The organism is Marivita sp. S6314 (assembly GCF_023015985.1).
Classification (GTDB): Bacteria; Pseudomonadota; Alphaproteobacteria; order Rhodobacterales; family Rhodobacteraceae; genus Marivita.
Map to the genome: position 1 here is coordinate 324,985 of NZ_JALKAO010000002.1, position 24,224 is coordinate 349,208.

At 61.1% G+C, this 24,224-nt stretch carries 26 protein-coding genes and 1 pseudogene; 17 read left to right on the top strand and 10 right to left on the bottom strand.

Translation table 11 applies throughout. The features are described 5' to 3' along the window. Nucleotides 1-119 precede the first annotated feature (119 nt). From MWU54_RS06005 to MWU54_RS06025, 5 genes are all read left to right on the top strand, one after another. The gene (locus tag MWU54_RS06005) at nt 120-938 is read left to right on the top strand and encodes a sulfurtransferase/chromate resistance protein (protein WP_247081489.1); all 819 of its coding nucleotides are present in this window, start codon (nt 120-122) and stop codon (nt 936-938) included. Then, nucleotides 911-2,197 (top strand): chromate efflux transporter, encoded by a 1,287-nt coding sequence (chrA, locus tag MWU54_RS06010; protein ID WP_247081490.1) that lies wholly within the window; start codon nt 911-913, stop codon nt 2,195-2,197. The genes MWU54_RS06005 and chrA overlap by 28 nt, the downstream gene beginning before the upstream one ends. A gap of 67 nt (nt 2,198-2,264) precedes the next feature. Continuing rightward, nucleotides 2,265-2,954 carry an aminoacyl-tRNA hydrolase gene (gene pth, locus MWU54_RS06015; RefSeq protein WP_247081491.1) on the top strand — a complete coding sequence of 230 codons (690 nt, stop codon included), beginning with the start codon at nt 2,265-2,267 and terminating at the stop codon, nt 2,952-2,954. Further along, on the top strand, nt 2,951-3,988 hold the full coding sequence (locus MWU54_RS06020; RefSeq protein ID WP_348647612.1) for a DUF2332 family protein: 1,038 nt from the start codon (nt 2,951-2,953) through the stop codon (nt 3,986-3,988). The genes pth and MWU54_RS06020 overlap by 4 nt, the downstream gene beginning before the upstream one ends. Before the next feature lie 26 nt (nt 3,989-4,014). Beyond that, nucleotides 4,015-4,398: a DUF2237 domain-containing protein gene (locus MWU54_RS06025; RefSeq protein ID WP_247081492.1), complete on the top strand. Its 384-nt coding sequence runs from the start codon at nt 4,015-4,017 to the stop codon at nt 4,396-4,398. Nucleotides 4,399-4,404: 6 nt separating this feature from the next. Here MWU54_RS06025 and MWU54_RS06030 read toward each other — a convergent pair. The 6 genes and pseudogenes from MWU54_RS06030 to MWU54_RS06055 form a co-directional block, all read right to left on the bottom strand. Beyond that, nucleotides 4,405-4,617, bottom strand: a pseudogene (locus tag MWU54_RS06030) (LuxR C-terminal-related transcriptional regulator); the annotation flags it as partial. Between the two features lie 11 nt (nt 4,618-4,628). Then, nucleotides 4,629-5,861: a tryptophan synthase subunit beta gene (gene trpB / locus MWU54_RS06035; protein WP_247081493.1), complete on the bottom strand. Its 1,233-nt coding sequence runs from the start codon at nt 5,859-5,861 to the stop codon at nt 4,629-4,631. Between the two features lie 104 nt (nt 5,862-5,965). After that, the gene (locus MWU54_RS06040) at nt 5,966-6,196 is read right to left on the bottom strand and encodes an N-(5'-phosphoribosyl)anthranilate isomerase (protein ID WP_247081494.1); all 231 of its coding nucleotides are present in this window, start codon (nt 6,194-6,196) and stop codon (nt 5,966-5,968) included. A 34-nt stretch (nt 6,197-6,230) separates the two neighbouring features. Continuing rightward, entirely contained in the window at nt 6,231-7,559 is a 1,329-nt protein-coding gene (locus MWU54_RS06045; RefSeq protein WP_247081495.1) for an MATE family efflux transporter, read from the bottom strand. After that, a complete protein-coding gene (locus MWU54_RS06050) occupies nt 7,552-8,058 on the bottom strand; it encodes a PaaI family thioesterase (protein ID WP_247081496.1) in 507 nt (168 codons plus the stop codon). The genes MWU54_RS06045 and MWU54_RS06050 overlap by 8 nt, the downstream gene beginning before the upstream one ends. 1 nt (nt 8,059) lies before the next feature. Further along, on the bottom strand, nt 8,060-8,482 hold the full coding sequence (locus tag MWU54_RS06055; RefSeq protein WP_247081497.1) for a PaaI family thioesterase: 423 nt from the start codon (nt 8,480-8,482) through the stop codon (nt 8,060-8,062). Between the two features lie 140 nt (nt 8,483-8,622). On the opposite strand from MWU54_RS06055, the gene MWU54_RS06060 reads away from it, so the two are divergent. From MWU54_RS06060 to MWU54_RS06100, 9 genes are all read left to right on the top strand, one after another. Further along, complete coding sequence (locus MWU54_RS06060; protein ID WP_247081498.1) at nt 8,623-9,162, top strand: YetF domain-containing protein; 540 nt, start codon at nt 8,623-8,625, stop codon at nt 9,160-9,162. A gap of 32 nt (nt 9,163-9,194) precedes the next feature. Beyond that, complete coding sequence (locus MWU54_RS06065) at nt 9,195-9,566, top strand: MerR family DNA-binding transcriptional regulator (RefSeq protein WP_247081499.1); 372 nt, start codon at nt 9,195-9,197, stop codon at nt 9,564-9,566. A gap of 287 nt (nt 9,567-9,853) precedes the next feature. Continuing rightward, complete coding sequence (locus MWU54_RS06070) at nt 9,854-10,258, top strand: MerR family DNA-binding transcriptional regulator (protein WP_247081500.1); 405 nt, start codon at nt 9,854-9,856, stop codon at nt 10,256-10,258. 27 nt (nt 10,259-10,285) lie between these two features. Beyond that, nucleotides 10,286-12,067 carry an acyl-CoA dehydrogenase C-terminal domain-containing protein gene (locus MWU54_RS06075; RefSeq protein WP_247081501.1) on the top strand — a complete coding sequence of 594 codons (1,782 nt, stop codon included), beginning with the start codon at nt 10,286-10,288 and terminating at the stop codon, nt 12,065-12,067. Nucleotides 12,068-12,082: 15 nt separating this feature from the next. After that, nucleotides 12,083-12,295, top strand: coding sequence for a hypothetical protein (locus MWU54_RS06080; RefSeq protein ID WP_247081502.1), 213 nt, complete (start codon nt 12,083-12,085; stop codon nt 12,293-12,295). 20 nt (nt 12,296-12,315) lie between these two features. Further along, nucleotides 12,316-13,455, top strand: a complete 1,140-nt coding sequence (locus MWU54_RS06085; RefSeq protein WP_247081503.1) for an acyl-CoA dehydrogenase family protein — start codon at nt 12,316-12,318, stop codon at nt 13,453-13,455. 172 nt (nt 13,456-13,627) lie between these two features. After that, on the top strand, nt 13,628-14,266 hold the full coding sequence (locus tag MWU54_RS06090) for a glutathione S-transferase family protein (RefSeq protein ID WP_247081504.1): 639 nt from the start codon (nt 13,628-13,630) through the stop codon (nt 14,264-14,266). Nucleotides 14,267-14,279: 13 nt separating this feature from the next. Further along, nucleotides 14,280-15,491, top strand: coding sequence for an acetyl-CoA C-acetyltransferase (locus tag MWU54_RS06095; RefSeq protein WP_247081505.1), 1,212 nt, complete (start codon nt 14,280-14,282; stop codon nt 15,489-15,491). A gap of 18 nt (nt 15,492-15,509) precedes the next feature. Further along, nucleotides 15,510-17,708 carry a 3-hydroxyacyl-CoA dehydrogenase NAD-binding domain-containing protein gene (locus MWU54_RS06100; RefSeq protein ID WP_247081506.1) on the top strand — a complete coding sequence of 733 codons (2,199 nt, stop codon included), beginning with the start codon at nt 15,510-15,512 and terminating at the stop codon, nt 17,706-17,708. 73 nt (nt 17,709-17,781) lie between these two features. Here the strand turns inward: MWU54_RS06100 and MWU54_RS06105 are convergent, their stop codons facing one another. Together MWU54_RS06105 and MWU54_RS06110 are read right to left on the bottom strand one after the other, a co-directional pair. Next, nucleotides 17,782-17,976, bottom strand: coding sequence for a hypothetical protein (locus MWU54_RS06105; protein ID WP_247081507.1), 195 nt, complete (start codon nt 17,974-17,976; stop codon nt 17,782-17,784). A 169-nt stretch (nt 17,977-18,145) separates the two neighbouring features. Then, the gene (locus tag MWU54_RS06110; protein WP_247081508.1) at nt 18,146-18,796 is read right to left on the bottom strand and encodes a sulfotransferase family 2 domain-containing protein; all 651 of its coding nucleotides are present in this window, start codon (nt 18,794-18,796) and stop codon (nt 18,146-18,148) included. Between the two features lie 107 nt (nt 18,797-18,903). Between MWU54_RS06110 and MWU54_RS06115 the strand changes: the two genes are divergently transcribed. Continuing rightward, the gene (locus MWU54_RS06115) at nt 18,904-20,532 is read left to right on the top strand and encodes an AMP-binding protein (RefSeq protein WP_247081509.1); all 1,629 of its coding nucleotides are present in this window, start codon (nt 18,904-18,906) and stop codon (nt 20,530-20,532) included. A 71-nt stretch (nt 20,533-20,603) separates the two neighbouring features. Then, nucleotides 20,604-21,629: a hypothetical protein gene (locus MWU54_RS06120; protein ID WP_247081510.1), complete on the top strand. Its 1,026-nt coding sequence runs from the start codon at nt 20,604-20,606 to the stop codon at nt 21,627-21,629. A gap of 81 nt (nt 21,630-21,710) precedes the next feature. Here the strand turns inward: MWU54_RS06120 and MWU54_RS06125 are convergent, their stop codons facing one another. Further along, on the bottom strand, nt 21,711-22,331 hold the full coding sequence (locus tag MWU54_RS06125; RefSeq protein ID WP_247081511.1) for a hypothetical protein: 621 nt from the start codon (nt 22,329-22,331) through the stop codon (nt 21,711-21,713). A gap of 135 nt (nt 22,332-22,466) precedes the next feature. Between MWU54_RS06125 and MWU54_RS06130 the strand changes: the two genes are divergently transcribed. Then, the gene (locus MWU54_RS06130) at nt 22,467-22,844 is read left to right on the top strand and encodes a hypothetical protein (protein WP_247081512.1); all 378 of its coding nucleotides are present in this window, start codon (nt 22,467-22,469) and stop codon (nt 22,842-22,844) included. 415 nt (nt 22,845-23,259) lie between these two features. On the opposite strand, the gene MWU54_RS06135 is transcribed toward MWU54_RS06130, so the two are convergent. Then, a complete protein-coding gene (locus MWU54_RS06135) occupies nt 23,260-24,222 on the bottom strand; it encodes an IS1595 family transposase (protein WP_247081513.1) in 963 nt (320 codons plus the stop codon). Nucleotides 24,223-24,224 lie beyond the last annotated feature (2 nt).

The following is a 24,224-nucleotide window of genomic DNA, read 5'->3' on the forward strand; positions in this document are numbered from 1 at the left end:
TGGCTTGACTTGGTTGGCTGCCATCTGGCACGTACACAGGCATGGGGCCGCGGACGCCTCGTGAGGCGACAGCCCAAGACCCGCATCCTGATAACCTGTTTCCCGGGAAGGATGCCGCCATGGCCTCACCAACTGAAATCACCCCTGCCCAGCTTGTCCGACTGATCGGAACGCCCAACGCGCCTGTGCTGATCGACGTCCGCACGGATGAGGATTTTGCCGGCGATCCCCGCCCGATCCCCGGAGCGGTTCGGCACCACTATCGTGACACCGACGCCCTTTTACCGGTCTTGGCAGGGCGAAGCGCCGTTCTTTATTGCCAGAAGGGGTTCAAGATCAGCCAAGGTGCTGCGGCGCTGCTGCGCGCGCGCGGGATCACGGCCGAAACGCTGCAGGGCGGTCAATTCGGATGGCGGGATGCCGGGTTGCCGATGGTGACGGCGTCGAAACTGCCAAAACCTAACGCGCAGGGTGAAACGCTTTGGGTCACGCGGCACCGGCCCAAGGTGGACCGCATCGCCTGTCCCTGGTTGATCCGGCGGTTCGTCGATCCGCACGCACAATTCCTGTTTGTCGAACCGTCGCAGGTGATGGTGGTCGCCGAGAAATTCGACGCCACGCCATTTGACGTGGAAGACGTGTTCTGGAGCCATCGGGGAGACAGGTGCACCTTTGACACGATGCTGGACGAGTTTGGCCTGTCATTCGACGCGTTGGACAGGCTTGCCACCCTTGTTCGCGGTGCTGACACAAATCGGCACGACCTTGCGCCCGAAGCGGCAGGGCTGCTGGCGGTATCTTTGGGCTTGTCACGCATGTACCGCGATGATCTTGCGCAGCTTGAGGCGGGTCTGGGCCTTTACGACGCGTTTTACCGCTGGGCCCGCGACGCGACATCCGAAACGCACACATGGCCAACACCGAGCGGTGCGGGATGAACGTTCCGCTGTCACAGCTTTTCGCCGTCTTTCTGAAAATCGGCCTGCTGTCCTTTGGCGGCCCTGCGGCGCAGATTGCCCTGATGCACCGGGTGCTGGTGGATGAGCGGGCTTGGTTGAGCGAAAAGCAATATCTGAACGCGCTTAGCTTCTGTATGCTCTTGCCCGGACCCGAGGCGATGCAATTGGCCACCTATGCGGGATGGCGGCTGCACGGGATCCTTGGTGGTTTGATCGCCGGGCTGCTGTTTGTGCTGCCCGGGGCGGCGGTGATCTTTGCGCTGGCGACGCTTTACGTGACCTATGGCGATGTGCCGCTGGTCGATACGCTGTTTCTGGGCGTGCAGGCGGTGGCCGTGGTCATCGTGATCGAGGCCTTGCTGAAGGTCTCAAACCGCGCGCTGATCGGGCGCGCGCATTGGGCGCTGGCGGGGCTGGCCTTTGTCGGGATCTTCTTTTTTGACGTGCCCTTTCCGCTGATCGTTTTGGCCGCAGGGGCCATCGGCGCGATGTCCCTGGCTTCACTGGACGATGACGCGCCGACACCGGTTGTGGCCGTGTCGTCAGGGCGCACGCTGATGACTGTGCTGATCGGTCTGGTGATCTGGGGATTGCCTGTGCTGATCCTTGACGCGCTGGTCGGCGGGTCGATCCTGACCGCCATCGGATTGTTCTTTTCCAAACTCGCGGTTGTGACCTTTGGCGGGGCCTATGCGGTGCTGGCCTACATGGCGCAGGATGTCGTGGTTGATTTCGGTTGGCTGACCGCGACCGAGATGATGGACGGCCTGGGGCTTGCCGAAACAACGCCGGGGCCGTTGATCCTTGTCACGCAGTTCGTCGGCTATCTCGCGGCCTTCCGCGAAGGCGGATACAGGCTGGCCTTTGCAGGTGGGATGGTCACACTCTGGGTGACGTTTGTGCCCTGCTTTCTGTGGATTTTCGCAGGCGCGCCATACTTGGACTGGATCGCGGCCCAGCCCCGCCTGAACGCCGCGCTAAAGGCGATCACGGCGGCGGTGGTCGGCGTCATCCTGAACCTGTCGCTGTGGTTCGCGCTGCATGTGGTGTTCGCAACCGTGACCGAAACGCGGATCGGCGTGGTTCGGCTTTGGTGGCCCGAAGCTGCGATGGTGCAATGGCAGGCGCTGGTGCTGATCGCCGTGGCGGCGGTGTTGCTCTTGCGGGTGCGCATGGCGATTGGATGGGTTTTGCTGGTCTCGGCGGGTGTGGCTCTGGCCTTGGGCGCGGCGGTGTAGCAGTTCCCGATTTTGCGCTTGTCAGAAGTTTCGCCTAAAGAGGCCGAAACGACAAAGGCAGAGCACGATGAAACTCTTTGTAGGCCTCGGCAATCCCGGTGCGAAATACGCCAAGAACCGGCACAATATCGGGTTCATGGCGCTGGACGAGATCGCGTCGGATCACGGGTTTGGATCGTGGAAAGCCAAGTTTCAGGGACAGGTGACCGAAGGGCGTCTTGGGTCTGACAAGGTGCTGCTGCTCAAGCCCGAGACCTTTATGAACAGGTCCGGCCAGTCGGTTCAGGCGGCGATGCAGTTTTACAAACTCGTCCCCGGCGATGTGACCGTGTTCCACGATGAGCTGGACCTCGCCCCCGGCAAATGCCGCGTGAAACAGGGCGGCGGGCATGCCGGGCATAATGGGCTGCGGTCGATCCACGGGCATATCGGTGAGGCCTATGGGCGCGTGCGGCTGGGCATCGGGCATCCGGGACACAAGGACAAGGTCGCGGGATATGTGCTCAACGATTTTCCCAAGGCGGATGCGGAGTGGCTGGACGACCTGCTGCGCGGGATTTCGGATGGCGCTGCACATCTGGCGGATGGCGACACTGGCAAGTTCATGAACGCGGTTGCGTTGCGGGTGAACCCGCCCCGGTCTTCGACGACCAAACCCAAGACGGAAAAGGCGGACCTGCCGAAATCTGCGCCCAAGGCTGACCCCGAACCGGACACACGCAGCGCGATGCAGAAGCTGATGGACAAGTTTCGGTGAGCCTCGCCATTGCGTTGATGGCGCAGGCGGGTCATTGCGCGGCTCTGGGATCGCCCTTCATGGCGCGGATGTTGCCGTTGCTGGCGCAGGTCTGGCCACATGGGTCTGATCTGGACGCGGATATTCAGGCCTATCAGGGCGACATTGGGCCAAAGGGACATTCCCTGCCGCTGCGCCTTGCATCGGGGTTACATGCGCTCGTGCTCACCGGGCAGGACGCCGCGTTGATCGCCGCCTATCCGCCGAACGCGGTGTCTGATGCAGCGTTGCAAGCAGCACTGTCCGACGCGTTGCAAACGCATAGCCCGTTCCTGCGCAACTGGATCACCTCACCACCGCAGACTAACGAAGTGCGCCGGAGTGCCGCCCTGATCGCGGGCACGCATGCGATTGTCGCCATGACCCGGGTGCCGGAGATCCACTTGTCCGAACTGGGGGCAAGTGGTGGGTTGAACCTGATGTTCGACCAATACGCGTTAGAGACAGCGCAGGGGCGGTTGGGGCCAGACACCCCTGCCCTGACACTCACGCCGGACTGGTCCGGCCCCTTGCCTAAGCTGACTGGCTTTACCATGCAGGACCGACGCGGTGTCGATCTGAACCCGCTCAACCCGCGTGATCCGGCGGATGCGCTGCGATTGCGGGCCTATCTTTGGGCCGACCAGCCAGACCGCCTTGCGTTGACCGAAGCGGCCCTCGCGGCAAGCGCGGCGGCTGTGGATCGCGGCGATGCGGTGGACTGGCTGGAACGGCGTCTTGCGACCGCACCGGCGGGCCGGACGCATCTGATCACCCACACAATCGCTTGGCAGTACTTTCCGGCAGAACGGCAGGCCAAAGGCACCGCTTTGATCGAGGCGGCAGGCGCGCGGGCCACCGCAGTGACCCCGTTGGCATGGCTGCGCATGGAAGCCGATGACGGCACACGCGGGGCCGCTTTGACTGCACGGGTTTGGCCCGGGGATCGTTACATTGCACTGGGACGTGCCGATTTCCATGGCCGTTGGGTGGATTGGCAGGGCGATCCCACCTAAGTTGCGGTGCAACAGGAGATCACACCATGGAACAAGACGAATCCGTTAACGTATTGGGCGGCGCATTGGCCCATTGCTCGTCCGACCCTTTGACCGGGTTCTTCCGCGACGGGCATTGCAACACCTGTGCCGCCGATCAGGGCAGCCATACCGTGTGTGCCGTAATGACGGCAGAGTTCCTCGCGTTTTCCAAATATGTCGGCAATGACCTGAGCACCCCCATGCCCCAGTTCCGCTTTCCGGGGCTGAAGCCCGGCGATAGCTGGTGCCTGTGCGCCGGGCGGTTCCTGCAAGCCCATGACGAAGGCTGCGCACCCAAGGTGAACCTTGAGGCGACGCATAAGCGCGCGCTGGAAATTGTGCCGCTGGACGTGTTGGAGGAACACAACATCACGGCATCGGGCAAGTAAGCCCGCTCAGGATGCCTTGTCGATCCGGGGCGCGACATTGGCGCCCGCAACGGGCAATGCGTCCGACATCAACTCATCAATGAACAGGCTTAATAGCTGCGGGCGCCCTGACACGTTCGCCTTGCGATAAATCGCGTTGGTCTGTGCTTTCACAGTGCCTTCGGACGTGTTGCGCAACGCCGCGATGTCCGCCGTGCTCAGCCCCTTGATCGAAAACAGACGTTTAGGCGTCAGCGGCCTTCTTCGCCCATATCGATTCCCAAATGGCGCGCGACCGAATAGATGTCTTTGTCGCCGCGACCGCACATATTCATGCAGATGATGTGGTCCTTGGGCAGATCGGGGGCGATCTTCATCACGTGGGCCAAGGCGTGGGACGGCTCAAGCGCCGGGATAATGCCCTCGGTGGCACAGCAGAGCTGGAACGCCTCAAGTGCTTCCTTGTCGGTGATGGCAACGTATTGCGCGCGGCCGATTTCGTGCAGCCAGGAATGCTCGGGGCCGATGCCGGGGTAATCGAGGCCCGCAGAGATGGAATAGCCTTCGAGGATTTGACCGTCGTCGTCCTGCAACAGATAAGTGCGGTTGCCGTGCAGCACGCCGGGGCGGCCGCCGGTGAGGGACGCGCAATGCTCCATCTTGGCGTTCACACCTTTGCCGCCGGCTTCGACGCCGATGATGTTGACCTCCTTGTCGTCGAGGAACGGATAGAAGAGGCCCATCGCGTTCGAGCCACCGCCGATGGCCGCGATGATGGTGTCTGGGTTGCGGCCCTCGGCCTCCATCATCTGTTCCTTAGCTTCCTTGCCGATGATCGACTGGAAATCGCGGACCATCGCCGGGTACGGGTGCGGACCGGCCACTGTGCCGATGCAATAGAACGTGTCGCGCACATTGGTGACCCAGTCGCGCAGGGCGTCATTCATCGCGTCCTTGAGCGTGCCGCGCCCGGAGGTCACCGGGATCACCTCAGCACCGAGCAGTTTCATGCGGAACACGTTGGGTTGCTGGCGTTCGACATCATGCGCGCCCATGTAGACCACGCATTTCAAGCCGAACTTGGCGCAGACGGTGGCAGTGGCCACGCCGTGCTGACCCGCGCCGGTTTCGGCGATGATGCGGGTCTTGCCCATGCGGCGGGCGAGGATGATCTGGCCCAGAACGTTGTTGATCTTGTGCGCGCCGGTGTGGTTCAGCTCATCGCGCTTCATGTAGACTTTCGCGCCGCCCAGATGGTCGGTCAGGCGTTCGGCGTGGTAAAGCGGGCTGGGGCGGCCGACATAATGCTTCCAGAGGAAGTTCATTTCCTCCCAGAAGCTGTCATCGGTCTTGGCGCGTTCATATTGCTCTTCCAGTTCGAGAATGAGCGGCATCAGGGTTTCAGAGACGAACCGCCCCCCGAAAATCCCAAAGCGGCCCTTTTCGTCGGGACCAGTCATAAAAGAGTTAAAAAGATCGTTCATCGCGCGCCTCATCTATCGAACGCGACACAGGTAGCGAGGTGTGGCGGTCGGGGCAAGGGGAAGCGCCTTCGAAGGCGCTTGGGCAAGCGGCTTCGAAGCCGCTTCTATCGCACCCGGCGGATCGGTTGGTCGTTGCAGAACACAACATAGTGGCGGCCATTGCGGACCGCCTGAAATCCCCGTGCCTGAACCGCATGGATAAACGCGTCATACCCGACAAGCCGTTCGACATCGCGGATCTGGCGCTTGACGACACCGCCCTTTCGCGCTTCTGCCGAGGTCAGCATCTGGGTGAGCCATTTTTCGGGTGTCAGGTGGTCGGGCAGTCCAGGCATGGCGGCACAGTCGCAGAACAAGGTGAAGACCCGGTTAACGGCTGACAGAGCGTTCCAACGCCGGATAGCGTAGCGCGAGCGTTGCCCCGCGCGCCAGGAACGAAATGGTCAAAGCAGCCCAGAGGCCATGATTGCCCCATGTCGGCACCAGAGCCACAACAGCACAGGCGTAGATCACCGCCGAGACGATCATCATGTTGCGCATGTCAGCGGTGCGTGTGGCCCCGACGAAGATGCCATCAAACATGAACGACGCCAGCGCCACGACCGGGGTGACGATCAGCCAGGGCAAAAAGCTGGTGGCGGCGGATTGCACATCGGCGTTCGTTGTCATCACCGTGATGACCTGCGGACCCAGCGCCCAGATCCCAACCGCCAGCAGGACCGCTGTTGCGAGCCCCCAGAGGCTGACAACCCGCGTGGCCCGCCTGAGCGTGGGCAGCGCTCGTGCGCCCACCGCCTGCCCCACCAGCGTTTCTGCGGAAAACGCGAACCCGTCGAGCGCGTAGGCGGTGACGTGCAGGAATTGCAGCAGGATCTGGTTGGCCGCCAGCGTGACATCGCCGAAATCCGCAGCCAGAAACATGAACGACAGGAACATCCCTTCCAGCAGCAGGGACCGGATCAGGATGTCGGAATTGACCCGCGCCATGCGGACCAGCTTGATCCGGTCGAACACGCGATGCCAGGAGCGCCAGCCCGGCCCGGCAAAGGCGGCGCGGCACAAGACGAGCCCCATGGCGAGGCCCGCCCATTCGGCCAGCACGGTCGCAAAAGCCACCCCGGCAACGCCAAGGTCCAGACCCAGCACAAACCAGATGCTGAGCACCACGTTGACACCATTCATCCCCACTTGCAGCACAAGCACTGCGCGGGTGCGTTCCTGCGCGATCAGCCAGCCGGTGATGCCCAGCACCGCAATGGCCGCAGGCGCAGACCAGACCCGGATGGCCATATACTGCGCCGCCAACGTTTCAACGGCCGCACTTCCCGGTGCGAGCGACAGAGCGGCCCAGATCAGCGGTCCTTGCAGCAGAATGATCGCCACTCCGGCGACAACGCCGATCATCAGCACGCGGGTCAGGATCGCGGCGACCTCGGCGTGATCGCCCTGCCCTTTCGCCTGCGCCGCCAGCCCGGTGGTGCCCATCCGCAGAAAGCCGAACACCCAGTAGAGCGCCGACAGGACAATGGCCCCCAGCCCCACCGCGCCAATCGGGGCGGCTTCGCCCATCTGGCCAATCACACCCGTGTCCACCGCCCCGAGGATCGGGATGGTGACGTTGGACAGCACAATCGGCAGCGCGATCCTGAGGACTCGTCGATTGGTGATCCCGGACCGCGCGTCGGCTGTGTCAGTCATTCCGCGGCATGAGAAAATGCGCCGTGGCCTGTGCAAAGGGGCGGTCCCGGTTGTCCTGCCAGGCTTCGGCTTGGACCGACGCATAACGGCGTCCGGCGCGGGTGATGGTCGCACGTGCATAGGCGTCGCGCGGCAGGCCGGATCGCAGGTAGTCGACGGTGAAATCAATGGTCTTGGGCAATCGGGGCAGATCCCCGGCCGCCAGCGCTTCGACATCCAGCGCGCCGCTTTCAAGGTCTTCCCAGATATAGGCCCAGCTGAGAGTGATCACGGCTGTTACTTCAAGAAACGCCGCGGTCACGCCGCCATGGATCGCGGGCAGGGTCGGATTGCCGATCAGTTTCTCGGCAAAGGGCAGGATCGCGGTCACCTCATCGCCTCTGCGGTCAAAGCTGATGCCCATGAAGGTGATATAGGGCACACCGCTCACCAGCGCGGTGAGGGCTGCATCGCGGCGCTGCTTGACGATCTGGACGGGTTCGGGCGTTTTGCGGGCCATGTCAGCGGCCCTCCACGGTAAAGGCACCTGTGGCCGAGGCAACAGGGCGATCCGTGTCTTCGTCGCAGGCCGTGGCCCGGACAAACGCAACCGTCCGGGTTATGTGATACACATGCGCCTTGGCGGTGATCGCCTGCCCCGGGGTCGCGCCGCGCATATAGTCAATGCGCAGGTCGATGGTGGCGGTGCCTGCGGGCGCATCCGGATGGGACATCACTGCGGCGCCGCCGCAGGTGTCCATGAGTGCTGACACGGCCCCGCCATGGATCACACCGGTTTTCGGATCGCCAACCAGATGGTCGGCATAGGGCATGGTGATCTCTGCCGAGCCATCACCGATCTCGACGATTTCCATCCCCAGCGCCTTGGCATGGGGAAGAAAGGCAATGAACTGTTTGGCGATCTGGGCTTTGTTCGCGGTCATGGTGGCTCCTGCACTGCGCCCTAGGCTTACGCCTGCCAGCGCGCGAAGGCCAGAGGCCCGGAGCCATTGGGGAACCAGCGGTGGTCGCAGACGTTTCCCCTTCAACCGCAATGCGCGGGCATCACCTGAAGGGACCTTACATGATTGAAGATATGACATGGACGGTTCTGAAAGCCGTCAGCCTGTCCGCGGTCGCGTTGATCTGGGTCATTCTGCTCGTGCGCGTGGTGGGCTTACGGTCTTTTTCGAAGATGACATCGTTTGATTTCGTGGTCACAGTGGCCACCGGGTCGCTGTTGGCCGGGGCCGGTCAGGCGTCTGACCTGTCGGCCTTTCTGACGGCGAACGCGGCGATTGCCGGTCTGATGGGGGCTCAGGTTGGATTGCAGATGGCGCGTCGGGTGTCACCGCGCGCGCGTCGCCTGATGCAGAACGATCCGGTTCTTCTCATGGAAAACGGGACCATTGATGAGGTCGCTTTGGCGAAAACGCGCGTTGCGCGGACGGACCTGATCACGAAGTTGCGCGAAGCGAACGTTCTGGCGTTCCACGAGGTGCGCGCCGTGGTGCTGGAAACGACCGGTGACATCTCGGTTTTACATGGCGCGCATCTTTCCGACGATCTGCTGGAGGGTGTGCGCCGCATGAGCGGGAGCCGACTTGCCGATCCCCGGAGGTGACCCTATGGTCAACCCAAGGCGAGGAGATCGGGATGAGCGACCAAAAGCTCAGCTTCAAGGAAATGTGCGCGAAGTTCGATGTGACGCCGCGCACGTTGCGGTATTACGAATATATCGAGCTTTTGCAGCCCGAGCGGGATGGCCGTTCGCGCTGGTACGGGCCAAAGGAAGTTGCGCGCATGACGCTGATCCTGCGCGGACGCAAGTTCGGGTTCCAGCTTGAAGACATCCGGCAGTGGCTTCTGATCTACGAACATGAAGGCACCGAAGCCCAGATGCAGGCCTGGATCGAACTGGCCGATCGACAATTGGCCGAACTGGACGAGCAGCGCGCACAGTTGGACGAGGCGATTTCAGAGCTTCGGCAACTGCGCGACGATACCGCTGCAAGCCTGGGCAACTGAAGCTTCGTCAACGCCCGGGCCTGAGGCTTTGAAGCGGCTTTCAGACACAGCAGAGTGATTAACCCCGGATACACCGATTCCGGGTAAGATATTCCATACCGAATATGTGAACGCCCCTCAAAGCGCTTTGAAAGATAGTTTCGCTGCCCCGCACCTGACGTGGAATGATCTTACGTCAACGAAAAAGTGACGTGGCGTCTGAGTTACGTCAACGTAAATTCCCATTGTATGAAAGCCCCAGCCTTCGCATTTCGATGTCATGACGGCACCGAACTGAGGAAACGAGAATGACTGATGACCGCATCATGACGATCCGCGAAATGTGCGACGCCTATAACGTCACACCACGCACATTGCGTTTTTACGAATCGAAGGAATTGCTGTTCCCGATCCGGGACGGCCAGAAGCGACTGTTCACCAAGCGCGATCGCGCGCGGCTCAAGCTGATCCTGCGCGGCAAGCGTTTTGGCTTCAGCCTTGAGGAGATTCGCCAGCTTCTGGACCTCTATCACATGGGCGATCAGCAGCAGACGCAGCTGGCCCGCACCTACGAAATCGCCAAACAGCGCCTGACCGAGATGGAAAACCAGCGCGACGAGCTGAACCAGGCGATTGAAGAACTCAAAGAACAGATGCGTTGGGGCGAGAAGATGCTCGCGTCGATGGATCAGACCAAAAAGGCGGCTGAATAAGCCATTCGGTTTTAGGAGAGACCCAACATGCCAAGTTATACCGCACCCGTGAAAGACATGCAGTTTATCCTGCACGATGTTCTGGAAGCATCAAAGCAGGATATCCCCGGCTATGAAGAGTTGGACCGCGACTTCACCGGCGCGGTGATCGAGGAAGCGGGCAAGCTGGCCTCCGAAGTGCTTATGCCGCTGAACGCGGTGGGCGATACCGAAGGGTGCGTTCTGGAAAACGGCGTTGTGCGCACGCCGACCGGCTTCAAGGAAGCGTTTGACCAGATGCGCGACGGCGGCTGGACCGCGCTGGATTGCGATCCGGAATATGGTGGTCAGGGCCTGCCTTACGTGATGCACACGGCGGCGCAGGAACCATTCGTGTCGTCCAACATGGCGTTCAACATGTATCAGGGCCTGACGCATGGCGCGTATTCAGCGATCTACTTTCATGGCTCGGACGAACAGAAGCAGACCTATCTGCCGAAGATGACCACCTGCGAGTGGACCGGCACAATGAACCTGACCGAGCCGCATTGCGGCACCGATCTGGGCCTCATGCGCACCAAGGCCGTGCCGCAGGACGATGGCAGCTACAAGGTGACAGGTCAGAAGATCTTCATCTCGGCCGGCGATCACGACATGGCGGACAATATCATTCACCTTGTCCTGGCAAAAATCCCCGGCGGGCCGGACGGCATCAAGGGCGTGTCGCTCTTCATCGTGCCGAAGTTCCTTGTCAACGAAGACGGGTCCCTGGGTGAACGCAATGGCGTGTCTGTCGGCAAGATCGAAGAAAAGATGGGCATCCACGGCAATTCGACCTGCGTGATGAACTATGACGAGGCGACCGGATATCTGGTGGGTGAGATGCACAAAGGCATGCGCGCCATGTTCACCATGATGAACGAAGCGCGTCTGGGCGTGGGCCTTCAGGGCTATGCGCAGGCCGAAGTGGCCTACCAGAACGCCGTGGCCTATGCGAATGATCGTTTGCAGGGCCGCGACGTGACTGGCGCTCAGGCGCCCGACAAGGCCGCCGATCCGATCATCGTGCACCCGGATATCCGCCGCAACCTGATGGATCAGAAGTCCTTTACCGAAGGCGCGCGCGCGTTCACCTATTGGGGCGCGTACCTGATCGACCGGGCGCACAAGAACTCGGACAAGGACGCCGACGGCCTGATTTCCCTGCTGACCCCGATCATCAAGGGCTTCCAGACCGATAAGGGCTTCGAGATGGCAGTGAACGCCCAGCAGGTCTATGGCGGCCACGGTTACATCGAAGAATGGGGCATGTCCCAGTTCGCCCGCGACGCACGAATTGCGATGATCTACGAAGGTGCAAACGGCATTCAGGCGTTGGACCTTGTGGGTCGCAAACTGGCGCAGGATGGCGGCAAACATGTCATGGCGTTCTTCGACATGATCAAGACGTTTGCGTCGGACAACAAAGGCCAGGACGAGGCGTTTGACCGCGACTTCCTTGAGCCTTTGAAAGCAGCGTCGAAAGACCTGCAGGCGGCGGCGATGTATTTCATGCAGAACGGCATGAAGAACCCGAACAACGCGCTGGCGGGGTCGTATGATTTCATGCACATGTTCGGCCATGTCTGCCTTGGCTACATGTGGGCACGGATGGGTCTTGCGGCGTCGAAGGCATTGAAAGACGGCGCATCCGACGTGGCGTTCTACGAGACAAAGCTGGCCACCGGGCGCTACTACATGGCACGCCAATTGCCCGCCACCAAGATGCACCTCGCGCGCATCGAGACCGGGGCCGAGTCCGTGATGGCGCTGGAGGCGGCCAACTTCTAAGGTCCGGGAGGACAGATGCCCAAACGCTTTCGCCTGACCCGCCGATTTCCGGCCGCGATGACCGAGGATGGCTATCGTCGCCTCAAACGGTTTGCCGACGAGGCGGGTCTGGACGAAGGGGAAGCGCTGTCCTTCCTGTTCGAAAACTTCGACAGCGTCACGGATTCCGAGGCGCTGGGACACCGGCTGCGCCTGTTCAACAGCGAGTTGGAGGCGCGAAAACGATAATGCGGGATTTGGGGGGAGCCATGCGATCAAACTGGATGACCGACGAGCACGAGATGCTTGCCGAGATGACGGCGAAGTTCATCGAGACCGAGTGGCAGCCTTTGTATGACAAGTGGCGCAAGCAGGGTCAGATGGACCGCGAGACCTGGCAGCAGGCCGGGGAGCTTGGGTTGCTCTGCCCGTCCGTGCCAGCGGAATATGGCGGCGCTGGCGGCGATTTCGGCCATGAAGCGGTGATCCTGATGGAAGCGGGCCGCGCCAATCTGGCAAGCTGGGGCCACGGCATTCATTCCGGCATCGTGGCGCATTACATCCTCGAATACGGCACCGAAGATCAGAAACAGCGCTGGCTGCCCAAGATGGTGACGGGCGAGTTGGTTGGCGCTTTGGCGATGACGGAACCCGCCGCCGGATCGGATGTGCAAGGCATCAAGACGCGCGCGGTGAAGGACGGCAACGCCTACCGTTTGTCGGGGCAAAAGACGTTTATCACCAACGGCCAGCACGCGAACCTGATTATCGTGGCGGCCAAGACGGATCCCGCCCAAGGATCAAAAGGAACGTCTTTGGTCGTCGTGGAAACCGATGGCGCAGAGGGCTTCCAGCGTGGGCGCAACCTTGAGAAGATCGGCTGCCACGCGGCGGACACGTCGGAGCTGTTCTTCGACAATGTGGAGATCGCACCGGAGAACCTTCTGGGCGGGGAGGAAGGCAAGGGCTTCTACCAGATGATGCAGCAGCTGCCGCAGGAACGGCTGATCATCGGCTGCGGCGCGGTGGGCGCGATGGAAGGCGCTGTCGCGCGCACGATCGCCTATTGCAAGGAACGCGAGGCCTTTGGTGGGCCACTGACGCAGTTTCAGAACACCCGGTTCAAGCTGGCGGAATGCCAGACCAAGACCACCGTGGCGCGTGCGTTTCTGGACAATTGTATGGAAGAACACCTGCGCGGCGAACTGACCGTCGAAAAGGCCGCCATGGCGAAATACTGGCTGTCGGACACGCAAGGCGAGGTGCTGGACGAGTGCGTGCAATTGCACGGCGGCTACGGCTACATGCAGGAATACGCGGTTGCCGAAATGTGGGCCGACGCCCGCGTGCAGCGGATCTACGGCGGCACCAACGAGATCATGAAAGAACTGATTGCGAGGGCGCTGTGATGTGTCTGACGGCACCGCGTGTGGCATCTGAGGGAGCCTCCGGCGGAGGTATTTTTGAACCAAAGAAGCACGGGACGCGCGCTTATCGTCTCTGTTTGACAAATACCGCGGGGGTGAGGCCGCAGGCCGAGGATGCTGGCCCCCTGCCCCGTTCATCACAAAGGACCCCCCTATGACCATTCAACTCTATTGCTTTGGCGAGTCGGGCAATGCCTACAAGGCGGCGCTGGCCTTGGAACTGAGCGGGCTCGACTGGGCCCCTGTGAAGGTGGATTTCTTCGGCGGAGAGACGCGCAGTGCGGAGTATCGCACCAACATCAACCCGATGGGCGAAGCACCGGTGCTGGTGGATGGCGACGAAACGCTGACACAATCGGGTGTGATCCAGATGTATGTCAGTGAGAAATCCGGCAAATTTGGCGGCGCGACACCGGAAGAGGCGCGCGAGGTGATGCGCTGGGTGTTCTGGGACAACCACAAGCTGTCGTCTCAGGCCGGCATGACGCGGTTTCTGATGAATTTCCTGCCCGAAGACAAACGCCCGGTCGAGGTGATCGGCTTCATGCAAGGGCGGCTCAAAGCAGCCTATTCGGTTCTGGACGCGCATCTTGAAGGGCGCGACTGGATTGTCGGGGACGGGATCACCAATGCCGACATTTCGTGTTGCGGATACCTGTTCTATCCCGAACCGTTCGGTTTCGACCGCGCGGACTGGCCCAATATCGACCGCTGGCTGTCGAACATCGAAGCGACACCCGGCTGGAAACACCCTTATGACCTGATGCCCGGATCCCCTGCGGATCGGGCCTGAGACGGAGAGCACAATGACCGAAGCTTATATCTATGACGCGGTGCGCACGCCGCGCGGCAAGGGCCGCAAAGACGGCAGCCTGCATGAAGTGACCAGCGTGCGCCTGTCCGCACAGGTGCTGGACGCGGTGAAGGATCGCAACGGGCTTGAGGGCCACGCGGTTGAGGATGTGATCTGGGGGAACGTGACCCAGGTCGGCGAACAAGGGGGCTGTCTTGCGCGCACGGCGGTTCTGGCCTCGGGACTGGATCAGTCGATCCCCGGGTTGGCGATCAACCGGTTCTGCGCCTCCGGCATGGAAGCGGTGAACCTTGCTGCCAACCAGGTGCGTGGTGGCGCGGGGGAGGCCTATATCGCGGGTGGCGTAGAAATGATGGGCCGCGTGGCCATGGGCAGCGATGGCGCGGCGATTGCCGTGGATCCGTCGATCGCGATGGAGACCTATTTTGTGCCGCAGGGCATTTCGGCCGACATCATTGCAACCGAATACGGGTTCAGCCGGGAAGACGCGGACCTGTTGGCCGTCGAAAGCCAAAAGCGCGCGAAAGCGGCCTGGGATGACAAGCGGTTCGACAAGTCGATCATCACGGTCAAGGACCAGAACGGCCTGAGCATTCTGGACCACGACGAATACATGCGCCCCGGTACCGATATGCAGAGCCTCGGGTCCCTGAACCCGGCGTTTCAGCAGATGGGTGAAATGATGCCCGGTTTCGACGCGATTGCGCTGATGAAGTACCCGCATCTGGAGAAGATCAACCACATCCACCACGCTGGCAACTCGTCTGGCATCGTGGATGGAGCCGCCGGTGTGCTGATCGGCAACAAGGAATTCGGCGAGAAATGGGGCCTGAAGCCCCGCGCGCGGATCAAGGCGACGGCAAAGATCGGGACCGATCCGACCATCATGCTGACCGGGCCTGTGCCGGTGACCGAGAAGATCCTTGCCGACAATGGCATGAGCATCTCCGACATTGATCTGTTCGAGGTGAACGAAGCGTTTGCGTCGGTTGTTCTGCGCTTCATGCAGGCGTTTGATGTGGACGCGGACAAGGTGAACGTGAACGGCGGGTCCATCGCGATGGGGCACCCGTTGGGGGCCACTGGCGCGATCATCATCGGCACGCTGCTGGACGAGTTGGAGCGCACCGGCAAGGGCACAGGCCTTGCCACGCTTTGCATTGCGTCCGGCATGGGTGCGTCAACGATTATCGAACGTGTGTGATCGGAAGGAACCAAAGACATGACTGATTTCACAATGAAAAAAGACGCCGCTGGCGTGGCGATTATCACCTGGGATGTGCCGGGCAAGTCCATGAACGTGATGAGCCGGGAGTCGATGCTGGTCTTGAATGACCTGATCGACGATGCGCTGGCGGACGAGGCGGTCAAGGGGATCGTGATCACGAGCGGAAAGCCGGACTTTGCCGGGGGCATGGACTTGAACACGCTGGCGACGATCCGGGCGGAAGCCGGGGACAACCCGGCGCAGGCGCTGTTTGATTTCACGATGAACGGCCACCACATGCTGCGCAAGATCGAGCGTGCGGGGATGGACCCGAAGACCAACAAGGGCGGCAAGCCGATTGCGGCGGCGCTGCCGGGGACGGCTTTGGGCATCGGGCTTGAGGTGCCTTTGGCGTGCCATCGCATCTTTGCCGCCGACAATCCGAAGGCCAAGATCGGCCTGCCCGAGATCATGGTCGGCATCTTTCCCGGCGCGGGTGGCACGACGCGGCTGGTGCGCAAAATGGGCGCGATGGCGGCGTCGCCGTTCCTGCTCGAAGGCAAGCTGTCTGATCCGAAAAAAGCCAAGGCGGCTGGACTTATTGACGAGGTTGTGGACGATCCGGTGGCTGCCGCGCGCGAGTGGGTTTTGAACGCCACCGATGCGGATATCGTTAAGCCGTGGGATGCCAAAGGTTACAAGATGCCCGGTGGTGCGCCCTATCATCCGGCAGGGTTCATGACCTTTGTGGGGGCCTCGGCGATGGTGAACGGCAAGACGAAGGGCGTCTATCCAGCGGCGAAGGCGTTGTTGTCTGCCGTCTACGAAGGCGCGTTGGTGCCGTTCGATACGGCGCTCAAGATCGAGGCGCGGTGGTTTACCAATGTTTTGATGAACCCGTCCTCCTCGGCGATGATCCGGTCACTCTTTATTAACAAGCAGGCGTTAGAAAAAGGTGCGGTGCGACCGGCGGATGTGGACGATCAGTCGGTGAAGAAGGTTGGCGTTCTGGGCGCGGGCATGATGGGTGCCGGGATTGCGCTGGTGTCGGCGCAGGCCGGTATGGAGGTCGTGCTGCTGGATCGTGAACAGGCGGCGGCGGACAAGGGTAAGGCCTATGTAGAAGATTATACGAAAAAGGGTGTGTCGCGTCGCAAGATCACGCAGGACAAGGCGGATGCGATGCTCGCGCGGATCACGGCGACGACCGACTATGCGGCGCTTGCCGGCTGTGACCTGATTGTTGAAGCGGTGTTCGAGGATCCAAAGATCAAGGCCGAAGTGACCGCGAAAGTGGAAGAGGTGATTGGCGAGGATTGCATCTTTGCCACCAACACTTCGACCCTGCCGATCACCGAATTGGCGAAAGCGTCCAAGCGGCCGGATCAGTTTATCGGCATTCACTTCTTCTCACCGGTTGAGAAGATGATGTTGGTGGAGATCATCAAGGGCAAGGCAACCGGAGACCGTGCTGTGGCCAAGGCGCTCGACTTCGTGCGCCAGATCCGCAAGACGCCGATTGTCGTAAACGACGCGCGATTCTTCTATGCGAACCGCTGCATCATTCCCTACATCAACGAAGGCATTCGGATGGTGAAGGAAGGTGTGGCCCCTGCCCTGATCGAAAACGCTGCCAAGATGGTGGGGATGCCATTGGGTCCGCTTCAATTGGTCGATGAGACGTCGATTGATCTGGGCGCCAAGATCGCCCGTGCCACAAGGGCCGCGATGGGCGATGCCTATCCCGATGGCGAGGTTGATGACGTGATCTTCTGGATGGAAGAGCAAGGACGTCTTGGCCGGAAAACGGCGGCGGGTTTCTATGACTACGACGACAAAGGCAAGCGCCAGGGTCTGTCCGAGGCCGTGACGGCACAGTATCCGCAGGCAGAGGAGCAGCCCGAGTTGGTGGATGTGCAGCACCGACTTCTGTTCGCGCAATCGCTTGAAGCGGTGCGTGCGCTGGAAGATGGCGTGCTGATGGACATCCGCGAGGGTGACGTGGGCGCGATCCTTGGCTGGGGCTTTGCGCCGTGGTCCGGCGGTCCGCTGAGCTGGCTCGATATGCTGGGTGCGGAATACGCCGCCGCGCGGTGTGACGAGTTGACCGAGGCGTTTGGTGACCGCTTTGCCTGTCCGGAGTTGCTGCGCGAAATGGCGGCGAAGGGGCAGTCGTTCTACGGGCGCTTTGCGCCAGACGCAAAAGCGGCCTAACGGTTTGCCGGGCTGAAGCCCGGCATACGCCAGATGACGACATGGTAGGCCGGGCATTTGCCCGGCTTGGGCTTTACCGGGCCTGCAGCGACGCGAAACGGTCGATCTGGTCCAGCTGAGGGGCGCGGGTGCACCACGTATCCTCGACCGCAATCCAATGTGTATCGCGAGCCTGGGCATGGATGATGATCCGTCCCGGCTCGGATGTAAGTTCCGGAACAGCAAGCATGTTGAGAAACAGCGCAAAGGCTTCGGCAGTCAGACACATGAGAGGTCTCCTTTTTCAAGTGTCCTCCCCTGAATAATCGCCGCCTCTTGAGGACGGTCAAAACGACCGTGCCGCAAGGATGTGTTGTCTGATCGACAGGCGGCTAGAACGCCGCGCTCTTCTGCTCTTTGCCGATCTTTGCGGCACGTTTGTCAGCCTACCTCACAAATCAGGCAGAAAAATGGTATCCAAACCGCGCGATATCCACGGCACAGATGCGCGCCACGATATCGGCCGTCTCATCGGTATAGGCCATGCGGTAGTCTTTGGGCCGCGCCGACCGGTTTACATGCGGGACGGCGACGCGAAATCCCAGGTGATCCCAGACCGGCGCAAGATCGGCCTCCAGCGCTTCGAGCCGGACAAAAGTGGTTGCACGTTCCTGCCCGGTGGCATCGGTGACATAGCTGGCATAGGGCGCGGCCTGGAACGTGGCTGCGGTCTGCGCGTCGCGCACAAAGCCCTCGAAACTCTTGCTTTTTGCCAGTGACACCGCGGCGTGTTCGAAATGCTGATCGCGGAGCCAGTGGTAATAGCTGACCATCCGGTCCCACGGGTTGCGGACAAGCGTGAAGATGAACATCTGCGCCAGAACCTCTGACGATACGATCCCGTCGATATCGGCCAGCGTGCTGTGTTTCCAAAGGCGTCCCTTGGGGCGCAACGTGTCCAAGCGCCCCTTGCGCCGTTTGGCCTTGGGCGTATCCCCGATCAGGATGTCATCCTTGTGGGCGCGCTCTTCCAGCGCCAGCGCCATCGAGCTTCCCCCTGTTTTGGGGATATGCACAAAAATGAAATTGCGGCCCGGGGAAATAATCATGCGTCAGAGGTGCCATTTCGCGTCAGACAGCGCAAGTTTGGGCTTTTCCCTTGTTCAATCCCTGCGCTATGTGACTTTGCACAGATTGTCGCAGGGGAGACGATATCATGGGTTGGATGCGCGATGAGAGCGGGTTGGAGAAACGGGCGGCGAATTACGTCCCGCTGACCCCGTTGTCCCATTTGAAACGGGCGGCAGAGGTGTTTCCGAACACGCTGGCCGTGGTGCATGGAGCGCATCGCAAGACCTATGCCGAATACCATGACCGCGTGACGCGGCTGGCCTCTGCGCTGGCGCAGATGGGGGTAAAGCCCGGCGACGTGGTGGCGACGATCCTGCCCAATATCCCCGCCCAGGCCGAAGCGCATTTCGGCGTGCCCGCGTGTGGTGCAGTGCTGAACACGATCAACACCCGTCTGGATGTGGACACGATTGCCTACATTCTGGACCACGGCGAAGCCAAGGTTGTGCTGTGTGATCCGCAGTTCATGTCTGTTCTTGCCGAGGCCATTGAACTGATGGAGGGCGACGCGCCTCAGGTGATCGAAGTGGCCGACCCGCATGAGGGCGTGCATGCGTCCAGCGACTATCCGGAATACGAGGATGTGTTGGCGGGCGGCGATCCGACCTTTGACTGGCGGATGCCAGAGGACGAATGGGAGAGCCTTGCGCTGAACTATACGTCCGGCACAACCGGACGGCCCAAGGGCGTCGTCTACCACCATCGGGGTGCCTATCTGATGACGATGGGCACGGTGGTGAGCTGGCAGCTAACGTTGCGGCCCAAATACCTGACGATTGTGCCGCTGTTTCACTGCAATGGCTGGAACCACACGTGGATGATGCCGCTGCTGGGCGGCACGGTGGTCTGTTGCCGCGATGTCAGCGCCAAGGCGATTTACGACGCGATTGCCGATGAAGGTGTGACCCATTTCGGCGGCGCGCCGATTGTTCTGAACCTCATCGTGAACGCCGACCCGGCGGATCGGCGCGACTTTGACCACGACGTGCAGGTCTTTACCGCTGGCGCGCCCCCTGCCCCGGCAACCCTCGCCAAGATCGGTGATCTGGGGTTCAACGTGATGCAGGTGTACGGGCTGACCGAAACCTACGGGCATGTGACCGAATGCCTGTGGCAGGGCGAGGCGTGGGACGGGCTGGACCAGGACGCGCAGTCCGGCATCAAGGCGCGGCAGGGCGTGGCGTTTCCGATGATGGAACATATCGACGTGTTCGACGAAGACGGCAAACCCGTGACCCGTGATGGCAAAACCCAGGGTGAGATTGTCATTCGCGGCAATTCGGTGATGAAAGGCTACCTGAAGAACCCCAAGGCGACCGAAGAGGCCTTTGCCGGTGGATATTTCCATTCCGGCGATATCGCGGTGATGCATCCGGACGCCTATTGCCAGATCGCGGACCGGGCCAAGGACATCATCATCTCGGGGGGTGAGAACATCTCATCGGTCGAGGTCGAAGGCACGCTGATGAGCCATGATGCGGTCTTGCTTTGTGCCGTTGTTGCCAAGCCGGACGACAAGTGGGGCGAAGTGCCCTGCGCCTTTGTCGAACTGAAGGACAATCACACCGCAACCGAGGCCGAACTAATCGCCTTTGCGCGGACCAAGCTGGCCGGGTTCAAAACCCCCAAAACCGTGGTGTTCGAAGAGCTTCCCAAGACATCGACCGGCAAGATTCAGAAATTCCAGCTTCGGGAGCGGGCAAAAACGCTGTAACGGCTGTCGCATTGCGGGGAATCGCCGACGGGTGTACGCTTTGCCCCAGTGAATGAGGCAGAGCAGCCCGGATGACAGCGCTAAAGGAATTTCAACGGCTTGAGGCCGCAGGGGTCTGGCGTGCAACGCCCGGAGACCAGCGCAAGGACGTTGTTGTGTCGCTTGGGGATGCCTCGATCACGATCTTCGATCTGCGCGAAAACGTTCTGGCGCATTGGTCGATTGCTGCCGTGGCCCGCGCCAACAAGGGGCAGCGCCCGGCCGTCTATCATCCCGACGGGGACCCCGGTGAAACGCTGGAACTGGGCGAGGACGGCGTCGAGATGATCGACGCTATCGAACAGATCCGCACCGCCATCGACAAAAGCCGCGCCAAGCCGGGAAAGCTGCGGCTTTGGATCACCGGGGTGATCGCCTTTGTCATCGGAGCCGCGATTTTCCTGTGGTTGCCGGATGCGCTGCTGCGGCACACGGTTCAGGTTGTGCCTGCCGTGAAACGGAACGAGATCGGGGACGCGCTGCTTGCCCGGATCACGCGGATTTCGGGCCAGATGTGCATGACACGCGATGCGCGCGAACCGTTGCGGCGGCTGGCCTCGCGGGTGCTTGGCCCCGGACAACGCGGCGCGCTGGTGGTATTGCCTGCAGGCGTCGCCGAGACCGCGCATTTGCCGGGCGGGCGCATTCTGTTGAACCGGGCGCTGATCGAAGATCCTGAGGAACCCGATGTCACCGCCGGGTATATCCTGACCGAACGTGTGCGGGCGCTGACGCAGGATCCGCTGGAGGAGATGCTGATCGAAACAGGGTTGTGGTCGAGCCTGCGGTTGCTCACCACGGGCGAACTGACCGACGCGGATCTGCAACGCTACAGCGAATACCTGTTGGCCAAAGAGCCCGCCCCGGTGTCAGATGACATGCTGATCGCCGCGTTCGAAACCGCCGAACTGCGGTCGACTCCCTATGCCTATGCCGTTGATATCACCGGGGAAAGCACGCTGCCCCTGATCGAGGCTGACCCGATGGCCGACCGCGACGCGCGCCCGGTCCTGAGCGATGGTGACTGGCTTCGGTTGCAAGGCATCTGCGGCGAATAACCCCGCCACCGATGCCACGCGCCCGTAGGCCGGGTTTCAGCCCGGCACCGGTCTTATCCAAATCTGAAGCCGTCCCGTGTTCTAGTGCCCCAGCCCCTTGCCACGGCCAACGATCACCGGTTCCTTGATGTCCTGTCCTTCGCGCAACAGGCGGCGGGGCACGGTGTTGCTCCAGACCTGTTGCGTTGCGCGATACCCGTTGCGGGTCATATGCGCCCGATGCGGGTTGAGCCGGTCATCCTCCCACGCGGGTTTGTAGCCTTTGGGAACCGGCGGCAGCGTATCGCCCTGCATGTCATAGACATGTTTGGGCACGATCCGTTCCGGCACAACGCGACGCGTCTGTGTGTATTTATGGCTTTGCACGGTGCGGTTCGGAACCACGCGCACGGTCCGTTCGGGGGTAATGATCACCGGTGCTGCCTGGGCCACAACGACGGACCGCGTTGGCGCCAGGGACGGCGTCTGACCGCAGATTAACTGCCGGTCGCGCGACACCCGTGGCACCCAGTTCACCGAACCGTCCACCCCAGCGCGCACATAGACGCAGCCTCGGCTGTCGACATATTGCTTACCGGTAAAACTGGCAGGCGGAAATTCCGCAGGCGGCCCCACGGACCGCAAGTTCTGCGCCGAAGCGCCCGTTATCGAAAGCGTCGCCGCAGCCAGCACGGCCAGCGCCGTCAGTTTGAAACCCGTCATAAGTCTGTCCCCACAGATGTGGGGAAAGACTGCCTGTCAGCCCTTTGACTGTAAAGCGCTATTTGGCGGCTTTATGTATCAAACGCACCAACAATCTAGCTGATCTTCTGCCTCGTGTGAATCATCATGCGGGGTATGATTAAGCAGTTGAAAATGCACAGGCACAGCGACGAAACGATTAACACATCGCTGTACTACCTACGCGCTCAGATTATCCGAAACGGTGATAGTGGGCTGAAGCACGTCGAGGCCCTTATGCACCAGCGTGGGCTTGATCTGGACGCCCTGCCCGTCCCTGAGAAGCGCAACCGGCGTTTTCGCAAGGGGCAGTTACGTCAGGCGTTGCTTGATGAGTTGCGCAAGGGGCCGCGCACGTCGCGTCAGCTACAGGACGCCATTGGGCATAGCATGAACAACTTCCGGCACACGCTGTTGACGCTAGAAGCGCGTGGGGTGGTGCGGCATGAGAGGCGGGTGTGGAAGCTGGCCCTACGGGGCCAGCGACCTTTTTAGACGCCAGACAGACGTTTTGCTTCGGGAAAGCGTTTGCCGTTCAGTACTTCGCTAACGCGGCCTTGGTTCACACCAAGCTTGGCTGCGATGTGATGCTGTAACCAACCTTTTATGGTCAGCTTCCATATCTCAACAGCGTCTTGCAGGGATAACCGCCTGCTCGGTTTCGTCGGATCAACCATTAGGTCAATTCCTTTCCAGAAACCGTAGGGCAGTATTGACGTGTGAGTCATCACGTGCCTATAAGGCAGTGTGATATCACAAACCGCCACCGCCCTACGGTGGTTGCAGATAGGCGCACAGGTCTGACCACCTGTGCGCTTTTTTGTTTAATCTGATTCGCCTGTGGCTGTCTAGCGACACCCACCACATTTATGGGTCTGTCAATTTGGCGTAACAAAATGTGTTAGGTGCATTACGCCGCACGCTGCCAGTAACCTTTCCAGTTGCGGGACACTCGCGCGCCCATCGCGTTGCTGACCAGCGTGTGCGCCAGAGTGCCGTTGTCGGTGCGGCGGTTGTCCTCCAGCCATGCAGCGTGATTGGCGTACTGGTGAAGGTAGTGCGGGCTGACATGGTGGTGTTGACCGACAACCATGCGGCGCAGGCGGGAGAAATAGCTTTCGACCATGTTGGTGTGCTTGCCGTGGTCGCTGTAGATTTCGCTGTGATTGACGCGCTCAACATCCCAACCCGCGTGAAGCAAGTCCCAGTGGCTGGCCTCGTCTGCGGACAGAGTAGCCATGCGGTCAACATTCTCGTTCACCAGTGCAACGCCTTCCCCCTCAATGCGGGTAACAAACGGCAGGACGCGGCCTTGACGCTCACGCAGGGCGACAACGACGCGGCGCTTGTCCGAGCGGTTCTCTTTCAGGCGGCGGTCCTTGCGGTCTGCCTTTGCGTTCTCGGGGCGAACATGACCGCCAAAGTATGCGCCATCGACCTCAACATGACCGTCCAGCACTTCGCCTGTCTGGACCTCTTGCGCCATCGCTTCACGCAGTTTGTGGGCCAGCACAAAGGCTGTTTTGTACTGGCAGTCCAGATCGCGGGAAAGCTGGATCATGCTCACGCCTTTGGACGCGTTTACGATTATGCAGATCGCCGCCAGTAGGTCCACAAAGTCCATCTTGCGGCTGGCGAAGATGGTACCGGATGTAACGCTGAACTGGTGCGCACACGCCTTGCACTTGAACTTGCGACGGGTGGTGATCTTGTACGTTGCGTCATGACTGCAACGTGGGCAAACCGCCTCGCCATTTGTCTCAGGCCAGCGCATTTCGCAGAACGTCTGATAGGCCGCAGCTTCGCCAGCCTTGTAGATTGCACGAAGGCTGAGGGTGCGGGACGCTGCTGAAAGGAGGAAGTGCTGTGCCATTG